Genomic DNA, 16,127 nt, shown 5'->3' on the forward strand with positions numbered 1-16,127 from the left:
CCTTCCCGAATTGATTTCAGTACTTAAATAACCTATTTCCCAGTCTGCCATTGTATCAAATACATAAAGATATACTTTGTTTTTCATTTTCTATTCCTCCACTTTCATTTTTTGGCATAATGCACTCCCTAATCTGGTTAACAATTAAATTTTATTGTTTAGGAATATAATATCATTAAATATTGTTTTTAAAAATTTATAACATTCTTATTATTAAATCAACTGTGACGCAATTTGTTACAAATTCGTTACCTTAATTAAGTTTAAAAGAATATATCTGTTACTCTACATCAACCTCCACCACCGCACCTAAGAATAATGTATCTATCACCACCTAAATACAAATAAACAGATTTCCCATACCCCATGGATTCTATTCCATTACTGTAAACTCTTTTAAATGTAATTCTATCAATAATTGTTGACACCTCATATTTGGGCTTTTTATTACCAGTTAAGGCCATAATCTCTCCATTATTATCATATCGATATCCATTAATAGTCACCCTATTAGGATAAGCAAATACATTCCAGGTGCCATATATTTCACGGTTTGAGAATGATATAGGCAAGATAGCAACGTAGAATATTAATATTGCTTTTTTTATTATGTTTCTTGATTTGTTCATTTATCTCCTCCCTCACGCGATAACAATTATTAAATATAAATTACAATTTTGACTAACACTATATATTTAATCATACCATAATTACCATAAATTAAGTATATTTACAATTCTTTTAAAATAGATAATAGACTAAAAGTAAAAAAAATAAGGATACCTAAATCAGGCACCCTTATTTTTCGAATTTTCCTATAACAGTGGATATAACTACAGTTAAACCTGCGATAGATTTATTGAGATCCTCAATTTTCTTCTCAAATCTAACTAGAAGATATATACTCACACCTATAGGGAAGCCAACTGTATTAACCAGTTTAATAAATGCATCAAACATGCTGCATTCCTCCCCTCACCGTTACAGATAATATATATGCTTTTAAAAGATGTTTATAATACTTTTTCAAAATAATCATGTTTATCTTCTATATTGTATTGACTATAACAAACTATATACTCTCTTTAATTATAATTTATTCATAATGTACTGCTGAAGTGAATTTTTGTATAAAAGGTATACCACTTGTGGTTGATAGCTCTACATTGGAAATTGCAACCACCAAGGCAGTACGTGTTTCATATGAGGATCCCTTTTTAACACTGTATTGTGAAAAACTATGAACCATATAATGAGTCTCTTTATACTTGCCAAGGTACATCATTACATGCCCTTGCATAAAGATAGCCGCACCGGGTTTTAACTTATCAATTTTAGAGTATCTTTTATTTAGAATATCATCTTTATTGAAAACAATGGAATTGACATCATTTACAAAACTATTTTCCTGCTGATCGTCATTACGTGGAAGTAAGATTCCAAAACACTTATAAATTGTTAGTATAAAACTGGAACAGTCTTTTCCAGAAAACTTATCTCCCCAATCATAGGGCGTACCAATAAATTTAAGTGCCTGATTTATTATATTATAACGTGTATATGGAAGATTCCCTTTTATAATATCTTTATTTTCACTTATAATACCAGTTTTAAAGAGAATGTTACCCCGACTACCCCGTGTTGGAAATCTTATTTTATAATCATGAACTAAGTTAGATTCATTATTATTTAAGTAACAAAGCCTTGTACCCATTCCACATTTTATAGTTATTGGGGAAGAGCTTTTTTTATTTAGAGTCAAAGTGGTTTCTTTGGCTATAACCATTAAAAAATCTTTGCTTCTAGCATACTCAAAAACTTCTTCTTTATCTGTAGCTACTGCTATATCCTCAGTTTTAACCCATCCAAAATAATTATAGATGTTCACAAAATACCACTGCTTATCAGCACTTTGATGGAGTATTAATACTGGTTCAAAGGGAAAACAACTGGTTTCTTGAAACCTATCAAAATTATTTATTTTACTATGCTCTATAGAGGAAAAAGCCGGGGTATTTACAGGAAAACTTCGTACTGATGTCTTTCTTATACTCATACCGTATTTTATCAAAGTAAAATCCTTGATCTCTTCTAAATTAGTATTACCTATGATTTTTTTAAAATAATCATTATGAAGTAACTCACCATTTATATCATACATATCTTTCATCGGCAGTTTATATGATTGTATGTGTTTTATGAGAGTTTTAGAAGATATAGTATCGTCGATCCTATCTAAATCATATAAAGAAGTTATTTTAAGTTTAAGATTATCATTGAACTTTTTAATTTCATCAGTAGATAATATTGTCTTTTTTGCATCAGTAATATCTTTCATCCAAAAGGAAGCTTTCTTCATAAAATCAGGAAATTTATAATCATCGTTATACATAAACACACCTCACTAGTTATAGTGCTAAAACAGTAAATGTTAAAATCAATTCTCAATCCCCAAGATTCCACTAATTCCAAGTCCAGGTGCGTTTGAAAACTTTATTAGGCTTTCATTAAAAATCGAACCACCTATTATGGGATCAGTGCTACAGAGTATTGGACCATCTAAATCTATTTTTGTAATAATGCTTTTGGCAGCGGCTAGATGCGCAGCGGCTGTAACACTGATTTTTGCTTCTAACATGCAGCCCATCATACATTCAACGCCATAAACCTGGGCTATTGAACATATTTTTAAGGCATTGTAAATTCCACCAGTCTTCATAAGCTTTATATTGATGAGGTCGGCCGCACGAATCTGCATAATTTTAAGAGCATCCATAGGAGAAAAAACACTCTCATCGGCCATGACTGGTATAGAAACATTATCAGTAACAAACTTTAAACCTTCTATATCATGTGCCTTAACAGGTTGTTCAACAAATTCGATATCTAGTCCAGCATCCTCCATTTTTCTAAGTGTCAAAACAGCTTCTTTAGGTTTCCAGCCTTGATTTGCATCAATCCTGATATTCACGTTTGGACCAACAATGTCCCTTATAGCTTTTAACCTTTTTATATCTGTGGCCGAATCAGTACCTACCTTTATTTTTAGTGTTTTATAGCCAAGTCCAATTGCATGGAGACTATCTTTAGCCATCACCTCTTGGTCATTTACACTTATAGTGATATCAGTTATAAGTTCATTTCTATAACCGCCAAGTAACTTATATAAGGGTGCTTTATATAATTGTCCATAAAGATCATAGAGAGCCATATCTATAGCAGCTTTGGCACTAGTATTTTTAACAATACACTTGTTTAACTTGATCATGATTTCTTCAAAATTTTCTATATCCATACCTATAATTGCTTTTTTAATATGATCATTAATAGCAGAAGTGATAGCGCCTCTAGTGTCGCCAGTTATTACACCAGTAGGTGGAGCCTCACCATAGCCAACGCTAATTGAATCTGTTTTAATCATAACTATAATATCTTCTACAGAAGTTACTGTTCGTATTGCAGTTTTAAATGGTGTTTTTAAAGGCACAGAAATATATCCTATTTCAATATCAGTGATTTTCAAAATATTTTCCTCCATTCATAAAATAATCATAAGTTATTTTGGAAACATTACCTATTAAGTTTTTGGCGTAATTATCGCTGATAGCATCCCATGTAAACATAGAAAAAATATAATCTGTTTTAGATGTATATACAATACCAACATCATGTTTTAAAAAATCTAAATCTCCAGTTTTATGGGCTATAGTAATATTAGTAGGTAAATTAATTCTCATCATTGAATCGTCTAACTGGTGAGTTAATATACTTACCATGAGTTTACTATATTCTTCATTAATTAGTTTACCATTATAAATAAGTTCTAGGAATAGAGCACAATCAGAAATATTGCATAAATTGTCAATGCCCTTAAGTCTAGATTCATTGTCCATCATGTTTCTTTGCAGAGTAGAACTGTTAAATTTATGTTTTTTTATAAAAGCATTAATAGAATCAAAACCTATGATATCAATGAGTTTATTAGTTGCTGTATTGTCACTTTGTATAATCATTAATAAAATCAAATCATTTATAGTATATGAATTATCATCGTCAAGAAGAGTTAAAATACTAAATAGAACTTTTTCTTTTTTATTTATAGTTATCCTATCTTTTAAAGACAAAGTCCCATTGGATACTCTTTCTAAAGTTGACCCCATGATAAAAAGTTTTATTATGGAAGCAGAAGGTACTATTTTAAGTTGATTTATTTCACAAATATCCCCGTGATTTAGATCCTTAATATAAATTGAATATTTCAATTTAGCATCACTTAAATAATTTAGAAGAATATTTTTGAGCATTTTGAATCACCACCTATTTCATAGTTGAAATTTTTTTGTTATTTTCTCCTCCACATCTATTAGTCCTTCAACCACCCAAAGCATTAACCACCTCATCATTTTGACAATTTTATATACTTAATGTTATTATACCTCAATGACCTATACTTATTTTTCCAAAGTCAGTATACTTACTGAATATTTACTTTATACTCTTTTCCACTACTCTTCACTTTTATTTTAACATAGGCCTTACTATCTCCAATTGGAGGTGTATTATAACTTTGCTGCCCTCCTGTACCAAATGCTCCAAGATTTTTGTATTCTTTTCCATCAATAAATATGGAAACCTCTGTATTAAAAATTCCTAAATCTGAAACCATATATAATTCTCCATATGTTGCACCTTTTGTAAAGGTTCTGAATCTTATTTTCTCTCCTTCTTCTTGAAAATCTTTGTCTATATGAATTATTTTGGTAAGAGATTTCATGTCTTTGGTATCATTAACCTTAAAACTAACCTCTTCTCCATTTGAAAGATAACAAATAATATACATTGAATCTATAAAGCTTTCACTTTTATAAGAATAATCAAAAGCATTATATGAATATATAAATTTTTTACCAAGCCATAATCCTTTTATTGATATAAGTGGTTCCACGTCCTTTAAATTTTCCTTTACCTCAACAGCTACTAGTTTATCTTTTCCTTTTATACCAACATTAAAATCCAATTTGTTAAAATCTATTAATACATCATTTATTCTTATTTTGGTGTCCCCAAAAACTTTTTCTTCATTTAAATTTATAACATATTTTTCATACTGCTTATCTACAACTGGAATGCTCCATCCATTTCTTGCATTTATCATATAATTAAAACTAAATATAACAATAACTACTGCTGCTATTTTTATTAATAACATTTTAATTTTATTCTCCCTAATATCTACCACTAAAGCTCTGATGAATTTAGATACTAAGCTAATAATTAGGACCAAGAATATTAATAAAATAATAAATTTAAATACTAAAGACATAATTTACACTCCCCTACAATGTTAATTCACTTATGAACCCTAAACTTAACCTGCCAATTTCCATAAATATTTCTTTTCTTTTTAACATCATACTGCAATTCACCATCTTTTGTAGTTACAGTCATGTTACCTACTTCCATAGCAGTTATTCTAACTGTTAGGCCCGTTACATAAAACTTTAAAGGCTCTACATCCATTATTCCTTTAATTTCACCATCCTCATTTACACTACGAAGCGTAATTCCTGAACCTATATGTCGATATTTTATTCCTAGTTGATCTTGAAATGTTATTGTATTGATATCCAAAACAGGCATAGCATAATTCGTTCCTTTGCTTTTATCTGCTTTAACTGTAAATAAAATTGTTGTGCTATCCCTTTTATCAATAATTGCATCTACAGTGAATATAATATCCTTCATAGTACTACTTTTTTCTATCATCTCACCCTTGTAATTGCTATATTTTGAAGCAATATCTGGGTCCAATTGCTTATACTTATCAAGAAAGGAGTTTCCCACTATATATTGAGCTGCTACTGGTATCCCACATATAAGTACAAATATCATGCAAATAGCTGTTGCGTACCTTGAAAACTTTCTAATTTCCCTACTTTTTATGGAGTCCACTACCTTTTGTGATAATTCTTGTGGAATTTGAATTTCCTCAGCTAAATCTATAAAGTCCTTCATATCATCTATCAGTAGTAACTTTAACCCTTCATATTCCTTCTTACAATTAGAGCAGTTATTAATATGCTCTTCTACTTCTTTATTTTTTTCGTTATCTAATTCATGATAAATAAATTCATAGATTAAATCTTCTACTTCATCACAGTGCATTATTATTCACCTCACTCAATTCCCTTAGCTTTTTAATTGCAAAGTTTAATCTTGATTTTACCGTTCCAAGTGGAATATCTAAGATAATTGATATTTCCACTAATGTGTAATCTCCAAAATACTTGAGCCTTATTACATCCTTGTATTTTTCATCTATTTTATTTAGTAAATTAATTAAATAAATTTTATTTTCCACTTTTTCATAATCATATGCATATTTACCTTCATTAAGTAATCTTATATCTATGACCTTTGCATCATAGGGCTGAAAATTTATTATTTTGTTTCTTCGTAAGATCTCTCTGCATCTATTCACTAATATGGTAGTAATCCATGAGTTGAATTTTTTTTTATCTTTTATCTTATGTATGTTTTTATAAGCTGTAGTTACAGCATCCTGCACTGCATCTTTCGCATTATTTCCCTCATTAAAATAACTATAAGCTATTTTATATAATATTTTTAACCGTCCATCTAAAAGTTCTAGGAACTCAGTCTCTTCCATCTTTCCAAAATTAAAAATCCTTTCAAGCATTTCAAACCTCTCTTTCACTATTCCTATTCTTATACTATAACATCTAATTTAGGTGCTATATTAGTTAGATGTTTACAAAGGGTAAAAAGTTCGAGTTATTTTAGAAAATATAATCCTGTTAACTTATTTATTATTCAGAAAATTTATCCATGCTTTTTAAAATTACTCTAGATAATAAAAAAGGACTTACTATTAAAGTAAACCCCAAATTTAAATACAGTCTTATTTTTACTACTTCAATATTATTTCTACTCATTATATAATCACACCCTTAGGAAACTTAAATATCCTCTTTTATCTTAGTTTCATTCATATTTTAAAATTATCCCCAATGGTCAGTCATCTTATGTAATTCAATTTTGTTTTTTACTACCAAAAGCCACAAATATCAACGGCGCTAAATCGGCAATGAATATGCCAATATATATTGATAGTCCTTGCAATTTCATAATCCATTGAGTCACAAACGAAAATATTCTCATTGGAATATATATCCAATAATATGAGATTGCGTTATATATCTCTAGTTTCATCATTACCTGCTGTATCGCCAATGCAAGAAGGCTATAGATTATTACTATAATTACTGAAACTATTATGTCCTGTTTCCTTAATCCGCTTAGAAGAAATATGCCAATTAGCAATATTGCTACTAAAGATAATACTGTGTCAATTATTAAAATATTAAAAGTTACATTCGTAACGGTCCTAATTACTAATCCTTCAATTATACTCATTATTAATCCTGCTACTGTCATTAAAACTAGTAACTTAAATGATTCTTTCTTCAACATAATAACCCCCCTTATTTTAAGTAATATATCAACATCATACCATATTAATTCCAAAATAATAACTATTTGTTAATATGCCATTATAAGTGAATCCACCGATAGTTAGATTATGTTTTCAGAACTAAGTTTTAATACCTCACAAAGCTTGTTACTTAATTTTAACTCTTCGCCACTTTCATTTGTACCTATCCTTAAAATAGGTATATTATATTTGTTTAGTATCTCATCCTTCATTTTATCGCGTTCTAATTGTACTTTATTATTAGCATGAAATGCATAACCATCCACTTCCACCACTAGTACTGGCATTTTATCTAACTTATTAAAGATAATAAAATCTGTATGAGCTAAAATATTTTTAACAAATTTGTGTTCTATCTCTGTTAGCTTAGATGTATCCTTAATTAGCATTTTAAGTGGTTGATGTAATACTACATCAAGGAATTTAAACTTCTCCTGACATAATACTTTTTCAATTACGATATTCATTAGATTTTCTGATGCAAATTCAGAAACCTTCTTGTTCTTATTTAATATTTCTAATAACTTTTTAGAATAATTGCTATAAAGCAAATCAAATACTGAAGATATATTGCTATTAATAATTTCAAAGTTATTATATTGTATATATTTAATTAAATCACCTATATTAGTATTATCACTTGCTATATCACTATCAGAAACTATAAGAATCAATTTATTCTCTGCCCTTGATACTGCAACATTTATAAGATTAGGATCATCTATAAAATCATTTATTTGATTTGCAACAGTAGTCAAAATGATAATATCTTTTTCTCTACCTTGATATTTATGTACTGTATCCACTTCAATATTATCAGTTTCAATTAGCTTCTTTAATTCATCTACTTGCAATCTATATGGTGAAATAACGCCTATATCTTTAGAAGATTTCTCTAAATTTAATTTTGGAATTACTTCCTCAAGTATTACATCTATTTGTCTTTGATTGAAATTTCCTCTTGCATGATTTCCCTTAGATGTTTTATATACTACAAGTGGCTTATCCCCAATACTTTCATTCGTTAATATAATTAATTCATTGTTATAAAATTTCTTGTTACAGAATCCTATTATTTTAGGATGACATCTATAGTGTTCTCGAAGCAAAGTCTTTGGAACATCACTATATAATTTTGTTATTGAAGATAATAAACTATTCTGAGCATAATTGAAGGCTACATTTAAGTTATATTGTTTAAAAATTATATCGCTTTTATTTTTAACTTCATCTGTCACAACATTAGGTAATTGTTTTAAATCTCCAGCAATAACAACATTTTTTGCGCAAGACAAAGCTAGTGCACCAGTCACTATATCAACCTGAGAAGCTTCATCAACAATAACGTAATCAAATAAATAATTTTCACTTGCACAGCTTCTTAGAGAATGTGTAGTACTAAGTATTACTGGATATTCCTTTAGAAAACCCTCAATGTTTTTCCATAAAATATCTTTTGTAAATATAGTTCTATTACCTTTTGCTGTAAACTTTTTAGCCAAATTAGATTTAAGAACCTGCATAGAGTCTTCACTGTATTGACGCATTAACTCTTCAAAATTATTCTTTTTTAGTTTATTTGTTAATGAATCGATAGTTCTACTTAGTTCACTCGATTTTAATTCATAATAAACTTTTTTAAAATAATCTACTATGGCTTCACTAGAGTTTTTATAAAATTTAAAGCTTATAATACCATACCAAATTAGGTTAATAATTTTATGTCTTAATTTAAATGATCCATACTTTCCTAAAATGATTTCATACTTTGCAAGGATTGACATTGCATCATTTGAATCTAGCTTGTATATAGACCTATAAGGTTGTATCCTATATTTATTTTCATCATAATATTTGTTAAAATACTCTACTTCAATGTCTAACTCAGAAAACTCTTCTTTTAATGTAGCCAATTTGTTTTGTTCATGGAGCATATCATCTAGTCTTTGCTTGGAAGTCATTAAACTACTTTTCAATATTTCTAACTTCTCATTTTCTATTTTCCACTCTTTCATATCAGGATATGAATCCTTTTGAGTTTCAAAAAATTCATCTTTGTTCTCTTTATTACCTAAATATGCTGATATAAAACCTACACCATATTTTCGGAGTTTTTCTAGTACATTTGCAGTGGCTGAATTATTGTTAGAAACAACTGCAACAGTTTCATTATTAATAATAGCATTCGCTATAATATTTAATATTGTTTGAGTTTTACCAGTTCCAGGAGGGCCCTCAATAACACTTATTTGATTACTTAAAGCCTTTTCAGTTGCACTTTTTTGACTAATATTAAATCCAAACGGAAATATTATTTCATTGGTGATTTTTCTTTTTTTAATAGCTTGTACTTTTAAATAGGATGATAAAACACTTCTAGGGCTAATAATTTTTATTTTGTTATACTGCTTACTCAAAAAACTACTTTCATCCTCTAATGTAATACTAACATTTGCTGCTAGTTTCTTTAAATACTCAAAATAGTTATTTGAAATTTTATTATTAAGACTAGTTTCTTCTATTAATATATCCGATATATTAAAAAGCTTTTTATATCCAGATTTAAAGCATACTCTAATATGCTCCTCAAACTTAAATATTTTAACAACACCTGATATAGGTCCATTGTTTTCATATATTATTGTAGTTTCTGCATTAATCACAATAGGATTTCTAAACCACTTAACATTATTACTGCTATATGTATATGTTTTATTATTATCAAATGTAATTAAACACTTACCATTATTGTTTTCACAATTTATAACTTTATCTGTCTTATCCTCACCTTTTATAAGGATGAGATTTTCTTCAATATTCAATATTATTGTTCTCCTCTTTCTCTTTTTCGTATTTTCAGGCTATATGGAAAGGATTGTTTGAATAAGTACTGTGCCATGGTGTAGTTTTAGGTGTAATGCTCCGCAATCTGTTTTAATCATAACTATAATATCTTCTACAGAAGTTACTGTTCTTATTGCAGTTTTAAAGGGTCTTTTTAAAGGCACAGAAATATATCCTATTTCAACATCAGTGATTTTCAGAATATTTTCCTCCATTGATAAAATAATCATAAATTATCAATACCCTTAATAGGGCATCCATCTTTTAAAATGAATGCCCGTTTCTTGTAAGAATTCTTATTTTATGCATGATGAATACTTCAATGTTACCCCACTCAATTTCTATTTATTATTTAATATTATTAACCTTCCTGAACCATTTTCAGTATACCCAATCATTCCACTTTTAATATCAAATTCTAACATCTCAGTGATTACTTTTGTTTCTCTATTCTTACTTTCAGTTGATATTGAATGTTTACTATACTTATTTACTGCTTTATCAAAATAATTATCTTTATTATATCCTTTAGTACTATTTATACTCTCTATTAACTTACGTTTTGGTTTTTTACCTGTTAATAACTCAATTAGCATGTCAAATATAAATTCCATTATAGCATCCATAACACTCACCCCCTACTATTATAGTATATTCTAGCTACAGCCTTTTAACTTATTCATTAAGTTACTATTAATTAAACCATTACTACACAAAACCTCAAAAGCATCTCTACTATTCTGTGGTATGCCTAACTTTTTTTCAGAAACAATGTGCATTGCTAAATCTATACACGCTTCACAGACTCTTTGAATATTTAATATTATAGAATCTTGTTTTGTATAATCCTTTAGGTTATCAGTATTATTATCATATACTTCATTAATTCTTATTAAGCATCTTTCAATAATTTCAACCTTATTATAAATCACATCATTCCCCATATATATTTCCTCTCTTCTTTATATTCTCTAATATAACTGCTCGTTCTTCATTTAATAAAGCATATTCTTTAAATGTATACATTTCAAAATACATTCTTCTCGTATCATTATTACAAAAAATTGTTTTTCCCGTCCCAACTACTTGAGCTTTAAATACTGCAGATGACTTTTTTAAGTCTACAAGATCAATTTCTCTATTAAGTAAACCTGCTAATTCTTGTGCATTCATAAATATTTCATATTCACTAAAATCCTCATCACTTAAAAATGCTATATCAATATCACTATTTGAGCGTGAGGTCCCTTTTGCATATGATCCAAATATATATATAAGAAATGGTTTTATTTTTTCAATTAAAAATTCTTTTATTATATCAATATCTGTATCCTTTAGTTCCAAAACTTTCACATCCTTTATAATAATTATATTTATTATAGTAACATTATATCAAATTTTCAATGAATATACTATGATGTGTATGTTAATCTAGGAGTAGTTCTTTCCAATATTATAGTTAATTTCTATTTAATAAATATTCAAATTCAGCTCTGCTTAATAATCTTTGAGTGATAATTTCGTCATCTTTTATGTTTCTTGTTTCCATTAGAAAAACAAATTTATCGCAATCCTTTTACAACTTGAATTTGCTACAAATTAAAAAACTCGCTTTACAGCGAGTTCTTTAATTATATTTATTTGTTATTAATCAAATTTTCTAAAATCACCTCAGCTATTTTATGGCTTGATTGAGGATTTTGACCAGTTATAAAATTTTTGTCTACAACTACTTTCTCAGTAAAATCTGCACCTTTATCTATAATTGCTCCTTGCTCTCTTAATCTACTTTCTACTGCGAAAGGAACCTTATCTTCTAAACCTGCAAGCACTTCTTCAGTATCAGTAAAAGCAGTTAAATTTTTACCATCTACAAAATATTTTCCATCTTTGTTTTTAATATTAACAAAAGCTGCAACACCATGACATACCCCAGCTACAATATTTCCATTATTATAGGTATCTAAAATTAATTCTTCTATATTTTTGTTGTTTACGAAGTCCATTAAGGGACCATGACCACCTGCAAATAATATAGCATCATAAGAATTTTTCATGGCAGTTTCTAAAGATTGTGTATTCTCTAGTAATTTGTAGGCCACTTCATATTCACTCGGAATTCCATTTGGAATAGAAACTTTATCTAATATTACTTTTCCACCTAAAATTGAAGCTATGTCTACTTCTAATCCAGCTTTTTTGAATACATTGTATGGTTCTGCAAGTTCCTCTAACCATAACCCAGTTGGATGACCATTCATATTGCTTTCACTTGTAGATATTAATAATATTTTTTTATTCATATTTTTTCTCCTTTTTACTATATTTTATCTATTAGATGATAGTAATGATTTCATCCTCTTTTAATCTAGATTTAGATAATTCAGCGTTAAAATCATTACCACTGCGATAACCTAATCCAACTACAGCAATTGCTGTATATCCTTTCTTTCGTAAACCTAACTCTTCATCTAAAACTTTCGCATCAAAACCTTCCATTGGTACGGCATCAATGCCAAGAGCTGCAACACCTAATAAAAGACTACCCATGTTTAAATACACTTGTTTATCCATCCAATCTTGTAAATCTTTTTCATCATCGCGATGTATATTTACAAATTTTGAACGTCCCTTATGCTGAGCCTCTTTAAATTCTTTCTCAGTAAACCGACCATCAGCATCCTCTTTTTCTAATACATGAAGCAAATATTCTTCATCCATATCAGTTCTTGAACAAAATACAACAACATGAGATGCCCCTAACACTTTAGCTTCATTAAAATTAAAAAAACCTTGAGTACTTTTACTAATTTGTTTTTTACCCTCATCTGTATTTGCAATTACAAAGTGCCATGGTTGAGCATTAACACTAGATGCACTAAGTCTTAAAAGAGCCTTGATTTTGATGAAATCTTCATCAGAAATTTTCTTTGTAGAATCAAACTCCTTTGCGGAATAACGTGTGTTTAAAATTTCAATTAAGTTCATATTCTTTTTCTCCTCTTATAAATAATATTTTTTAAAAAGCAGCTTTATATATATTTAGTACATCCTGTGTGTCTAGTGGTTTGAAGCTTCCAAGTTTTCCGCGTACAGTAGCTTGTTTTGCCATTTCTTCTAGTTTTTCTTCCTTAATTCCAACTTCTCTTAATGTGGAAGGTATTCCTAATGATACAAAGTGCTCTCTTGTTTTTTTAATAGCATTATGAGCTATTTCATATTTGTCACAACTTTCATCAAGTCCCCAAACATTAACTCCATATTCAACAAACTTGTTTACTGTATTATCATTTAGTGCATACTCCATCCAATGTGGTGTTAAAATTGCAAGACCAACTCCATGAGTTATATCATAGAATGCACTTAACTCATGCTCCATTCCATGAACACTCCACTCTGTTTCTTTTCCATAACTTAATAAACCATTTATAGCAAGACTTGAGGTCCACATTAAGTTTGCTCTTGCTTCATAATTTGTAGGGTCAGACATTGCTATTTCTCCATATTTTATACAGGTTTTAAGGAGTGCTTCCGCCATTCTATTTTGCATAAAAGCTTCATTTGTATTACTAAAGTACACTTCAAAAATATGGCTCATTATATCAGCTGTACCTGCTGCTGTTTGGTTTTTAGGCACTGAGAATGTATACGTCGGGTCTAGTATTGAAAATTTAGGCGCCATATCTTTATTACCAGTTCCTAATTTTTCACTAGTTTCTAAATTTGTAATTACCGCTCCTGCATCCATTTCAGAACCAGTCGCCGCTAATGTTAATATAGTTGCAATTGGAAGAACTTTATTTATTTTTCTTGGATCAAGTACAATATCCCATGCATCCCCATCATAATAATAGCCAGCTGCTATTACCTTTGAGCAATCAATTACACTTCCTCCACCTACAGCAAGTATAAGTTCTACTTTATTTTCTCTGCAAATTTCAATCCCTTTTTTTACGCTTGATATTCTTGGGTTAGGCTCTACACCTGATAACTCGAAGAAGTTTATTTCATTTTTCTTAAATATATCTGTGATTTTACCATATAATCCGCTTTTCTTTATGCTACCACCACCGTAAACAAGTAAAACTTTAGATCCATACTTCTTTACATTTTCTGCAAGTTTATCTATTTTATCTTTTCCAAAAAATACTTCTGTTGGTATTGAATAATCAAAATTTAACATTTTATAATCCCCTTTATTTTAATACTAGATTTATTTATATATAACTTATTATAATTTCATAACCAATTTTTTCTCTAAAGAATTGAAACCTTCAGGAGTATGAGTTGATAAATAAACTGTATCATTTTGCTTAATAAATTCTCTAACCTTTGATAAACTTTTAGCAGCTAAGTCTTTATCCTCGAATACAACCGAGAGTTCATTCCTTCTTAAGGCCTCATCTGTGTATGTTATATCCCCATGAATCATATAATATAATTCATTATCTTCTACAACAACTATGGAATTTCCATTAGTATGACCAGGTGCAGGCAACATCCTAACCCCATCAGCTATTACCCTACAGCCCTCAAAGTTTTTGTATTTGCCATCCTCAAAATTAACTTTGATTATGTTTTTTGCATTTAATTTCATATCATTTGCTTCAGTTTCAGATATATAAATTTTAGAGTCATCAAATAATCTCAGCTCACCAGAATGATCAGGATGTTTATGAGTAATTACAACTTTATCAATATCAGAAGGTTTATATCCAACATTTTTTAGAGCTGTTACAAAGTCAGCAATTTTCTCTCCCATATATAACATTTGATTTGGAGTTCGTTCAAAAGGTGCTGTTTCAACTGGAAGTCCTGTGTCTACTAAAATAAGTTCTTTTCCTGTGTCTATTAAATAATTCTGTAAACTAGCTGGGTATACTTTATTTTGGTCCACATCTTCTTTCTTCATAGAGCCGCCTAGTGCAAATGCCTCTCTCATCTCGCCATTTTTATAAAATTTTAAAGCTATAATTTTCATTTTACTCTCTCCTTTTAATATCTAATAATTAGTAACGCTTTATGTAACTATTTCAGTATTAACACCTACTGTTAATAAATATGTTAATACATATTATAATAATTCTTCTATTTTAGGAACCATATCTAATGGGTCAACTGTAGGCTCAAACCTACCGACTACATTTCCTTCTCTATCAATTAAAAATTTTGTAAAATTCCATTTAATAGAGTTGCCTATTAAATATTCAGGAAATTTTTCCTTTAGCATGCTATTTAAGAATTTTCCGTTTGGTTCATTTAAATTAAATCCTTGAAAATGAGCAGCTTCACTTAAATACTTGAAGATTGGATGTGCTGAAAATCCTCTTACATCTATTTTCTCAAATAATTGGAATGTTACTCCATAATTAATTTTGCAGAACTCTGTAACATCTTTATTACTTCCTGGTTCTTGCTCTAGAAATTGATTGCAAGGGAATCCTACTATTTCAAGACCCTGATTATTATATTTTTTATATATCTTTTCCAAATCTCCATATTGAGGTGTAAAACCACATTTACTAGCAGTGTTTACTACTACTAATACCTTTCCTTTATACTCACTCATATTAAGATTTTGTCCATTAATTTTTTTAGCTGAAAAATCATAAAAGTTCATAAATTAATCCTCCTCATACTTTACATTAATTGTGCAAAATTTAATTTTATACAATTAAACTACTTGTTTATAATATACATCCTTTTAATCTTAATGTCAATAGTTTTAATTTAAATATCTCCCAGCATTATTAAGAAGAAACTGTTT

19 protein-coding genes and 2 pseudogenes are annotated in these 16,127 nt (G+C 28.9%); all 21 read right to left on the minus strand.

Features of this window, described 5'->3' with window-relative positions:
• A pseudogene (locus KPL44_RS25580) lies at positions 1-87 on the minus strand (glutamine amidotransferase); the annotation flags it as partial.
• A 203-nt stretch (positions 88-290) separates the two neighbouring features.
• Positions 291-629 carry a hypothetical protein gene (locus tag KPL44_RS22230; RefSeq protein ID WP_216255058.1) on the minus strand — a complete coding sequence of 113 codons (339 nt, stop codon included), beginning with the start codon at positions 627-629 and terminating at the stop codon, positions 291-293.
• Positions 630-798: 169 nt separating this feature from the next.
• Positions 799-960 carry a YvrJ family protein gene (locus KPL44_RS22235; protein WP_216255061.1) on the minus strand — a complete coding sequence of 54 codons (162 nt, stop codon included), beginning with the start codon at positions 958-960 and terminating at the stop codon, positions 799-801.
• Positions 961-1,096: 136 nt separating this feature from the next.
• Positions 1,097-2,392: a C40 family peptidase gene (locus KPL44_RS22240; RefSeq protein ID WP_216255064.1), complete on the minus strand. Its 1,296-nt coding sequence runs from the start codon at positions 2,390-2,392 to the stop codon at positions 1,097-1,099.
• 45 nt (positions 2,393-2,437) lie between these two features.
• The gene (locus KPL44_RS22245) at positions 2,438-3,523 is read right to left on the minus strand and encodes a dipeptide epimerase (protein ID WP_216255066.1); all 1,086 of its coding nucleotides are present in this window, start codon (positions 3,521-3,523) and stop codon (positions 2,438-2,440) included.
• Positions 3,510-4,304: a serine hydrolase gene (locus KPL44_RS22250; RefSeq protein ID WP_216255068.1), complete on the minus strand. Its 795-nt coding sequence runs from the start codon at positions 4,302-4,304 to the stop codon at positions 3,510-3,512. The genes KPL44_RS22245 and KPL44_RS22250 overlap by 14 nt, the downstream gene beginning before the upstream one ends.
• A 170-nt stretch (positions 4,305-4,474) precedes the next feature.
• Complete coding sequence (locus KPL44_RS22255; protein ID WP_216255072.1) at positions 4,475-5,323, minus strand: hypothetical protein; 849 nt, start codon at positions 5,321-5,323, stop codon at positions 4,475-4,477.
• 26 nt (positions 5,324-5,349) lie between these two features.
• Entirely contained in the window at positions 5,350-6,165 is an 816-nt protein-coding gene (locus KPL44_RS22260) for an anti-sigma factor family protein (protein WP_216255075.1), read from the minus strand.
• Positions 6,155-6,700, minus strand: a complete 546-nt coding sequence (locus KPL44_RS22265; RefSeq protein WP_216255077.1) for an RNA polymerase sigma factor — start codon at positions 6,698-6,700, stop codon at positions 6,155-6,157. The genes KPL44_RS22260 and KPL44_RS22265 overlap by 11 nt, the downstream gene beginning before the upstream one ends.
• 130 nt (positions 6,701-6,830) lie before the next feature.
• Positions 6,831-6,956, minus strand: coding sequence for a hypothetical protein (locus KPL44_RS25930; RefSeq protein WP_301182991.1), 126 nt, complete (start codon positions 6,954-6,956; stop codon positions 6,831-6,833).
• A gap of 97 nt (positions 6,957-7,053) precedes the next feature.
• On the minus strand, positions 7,054-7,494 hold the full coding sequence (locus KPL44_RS22270; RefSeq protein ID WP_216255080.1) for a hypothetical protein: 441 nt from the start codon (positions 7,492-7,494) through the stop codon (positions 7,054-7,056).
• 102 nt (positions 7,495-7,596) lie between these two features.
• Positions 7,597-10,338 (minus strand): AAA domain-containing protein, encoded by a 2,742-nt coding sequence (locus KPL44_RS22275; RefSeq protein WP_216255085.1) that lies wholly within the window; start codon positions 10,336-10,338, stop codon positions 7,597-7,599.
• 39 nt (positions 10,339-10,377) lie between these two features.
• Positions 10,378-10,575, minus strand: coding sequence for a hypothetical protein (locus tag KPL44_RS26230; RefSeq protein ID WP_407935033.1), 198 nt, complete (start codon positions 10,573-10,575; stop codon positions 10,378-10,380).
• Positions 10,576-10,701: 126 nt separating this feature from the next.
• Positions 10,702-10,986 carry a hypothetical protein gene (locus KPL44_RS22285; protein ID WP_216255087.1) on the minus strand — a complete coding sequence of 95 codons (285 nt, stop codon included), beginning with the start codon at positions 10,984-10,986 and terminating at the stop codon, positions 10,702-10,704.
• Positions 10,987-11,028: 42 nt separating this feature from the next.
• Positions 11,029-11,304 (minus strand): annotated as a pseudogene (gene hepT / locus KPL44_RS22290) (type VII toxin-antitoxin system HepT family RNase toxin); the annotation flags it as partial.
• Positions 11,294-11,704 (minus strand): type VII toxin-antitoxin system MntA family adenylyltransferase antitoxin, encoded by a 411-nt coding sequence (mntA, locus tag KPL44_RS22295; RefSeq protein WP_216255092.1) that lies wholly within the window; start codon positions 11,702-11,704, stop codon positions 11,294-11,296. The gene mntA and the pseudogene hepT, both read right to left, overlap by 11 nt.
• A 293-nt stretch (positions 11,705-11,997) precedes the next feature.
• Positions 11,998-12,663 (minus strand): type 1 glutamine amidotransferase domain-containing protein, encoded by a 666-nt coding sequence (locus KPL44_RS22300; protein ID WP_216255095.1) that lies wholly within the window; start codon positions 12,661-12,663, stop codon positions 11,998-12,000.
• A gap of 31 nt (positions 12,664-12,694) precedes the next feature.
• Entirely contained in the window at positions 12,695-13,348 is a 654-nt protein-coding gene (gene nfsB / locus KPL44_RS22305) for an oxygen-insensitive NAD(P)H nitroreductase (RefSeq protein WP_216255098.1), read from the minus strand.
• A gap of 31 nt (positions 13,349-13,379) precedes the next feature.
• The gene (locus KPL44_RS22310) at positions 13,380-14,543 is read right to left on the minus strand and encodes an iron-containing alcohol dehydrogenase (protein WP_216255101.1); all 1,164 of its coding nucleotides are present in this window, start codon (positions 14,541-14,543) and stop codon (positions 13,380-13,382) included.
• A gap of 48 nt (positions 14,544-14,591) precedes the next feature.
• Positions 14,592-15,341, minus strand: a complete 750-nt coding sequence (locus KPL44_RS22315) for an MBL fold metallo-hydrolase (RefSeq protein WP_216255104.1) — start codon at positions 15,339-15,341, stop codon at positions 14,592-14,594.
• A 93-nt stretch (positions 15,342-15,434) separates the two neighbouring features.
• A complete protein-coding gene (locus KPL44_RS22320; RefSeq protein ID WP_216255108.1) occupies positions 15,435-15,980 on the minus strand; it encodes a glutathione peroxidase in 546 nt (181 codons plus the stop codon).
• Between the last annotated feature and the right edge of the window lie 147 nt (positions 15,981-16,127).

Source organism: Clostridium sp. DSM 17811, assembly GCF_018861905.1.
GTDB classification, from domain to species: Bacteria; Bacillota; Clostridia; order Clostridiales; family Clostridiaceae; genus Clostridium_AD; species Clostridium_AD frigoriphilum.

What these genes read in the sequence shown, in the direction of transcription:
- KPL44_RS22230 (WP_216255058.1), bottom strand. Translation starts at nt 629, where the DNA reads ATGAACAAATCAAGAAACATAATAAAAAAAGCAATATTAATATTCTAC.
- KPL44_RS22235 (WP_216255061.1), bottom strand. Translation starts at nt 960, where the DNA reads ATGTTTGATGCATTTATTAAACTGGTTAATACAGTTGGCTTCCCTATA.
- KPL44_RS22240 (WP_216255064.1), bottom strand. Translation starts at nt 2,392, where the DNA reads ATGTATAACGATGATTATAAATTTCCTGATTTTATGAAGAAAGCTTCC.
- KPL44_RS22250 (WP_216255068.1), bottom strand. Translation starts at nt 4,304, where the DNA reads ATGCTCAAAAATATTCTTCTAAATTATTTAAGTGATGCTAAATTGAAA.
- KPL44_RS22255 (WP_216255072.1), bottom strand. Translation starts at nt 5,323, where the DNA reads ATGTCTTTAGTATTTAAATTTATTATTTTATTAATATTCTTGGTCCTA.
- KPL44_RS22260 (WP_216255075.1), bottom strand. Translation starts at nt 6,165, where the DNA reads ATGCACTGTGATGAAGTAGAAGATTTAATCTATGAATTTATTTATCAT.
- KPL44_RS22265 (WP_216255077.1), bottom strand. Translation starts at nt 6,700, where the DNA reads ATGCTTGAAAGGATTTTTAATTTTGGAAAGATGGAAGAGACTGAGTTC.
- KPL44_RS25930 (WP_301182991.1), bottom strand. Translation starts at nt 6,956, where the DNA reads ATGAGTAGAAATAATATTGAAGTAGTAAAAATAAGACTGTATTTAAAT.
- KPL44_RS22270 (WP_216255080.1), bottom strand. Translation starts at nt 7,494, where the DNA reads ATGTTGAAGAAAGAATCATTTAAGTTACTAGTTTTAATGACAGTAGCA.
- KPL44_RS26230 (WP_407935033.1), bottom strand. Translation starts at nt 10,575, where the DNA reads ATGGAGGAAAATATTCTGAAAATCACTGATGTTGAAATAGGATATATT.
- KPL44_RS22285 (WP_216255087.1), bottom strand. Translation starts at nt 10,986, where the DNA reads ATGGATGCTATAATGGAATTTATATTTGACATGCTAATTGAGTTATTA.
- KPL44_RS22300 (WP_216255095.1), bottom strand. Translation starts at nt 12,663, where the DNA reads ATGAATAAAAAAATATTATTAATATCTACAAGTGAAAGCAATATGAAT.
- nfsB (WP_216255098.1), bottom strand. Translation starts at nt 13,348, where the DNA reads ATGAACTTAATTGAAATTTTAAACACACGTTATTCCGCAAAGGAGTTT.
- KPL44_RS22310 (WP_216255101.1), bottom strand. Translation starts at nt 14,543, where the DNA reads ATGTTAAATTTTGATTATTCAATACCAACAGAAGTATTTTTTGGAAAA.
- KPL44_RS22315 (WP_216255104.1), bottom strand. Translation starts at nt 15,341, where the DNA reads ATGAAAATTATAGCTTTAAAATTTTATAAAAATGGCGAGATGAGAGAG.
- KPL44_RS22320 (WP_216255108.1), bottom strand. Translation starts at nt 15,980, where the DNA reads ATGAACTTTTATGATTTTTCAGCTAAAAAAATTAATGGACAAAATCTT.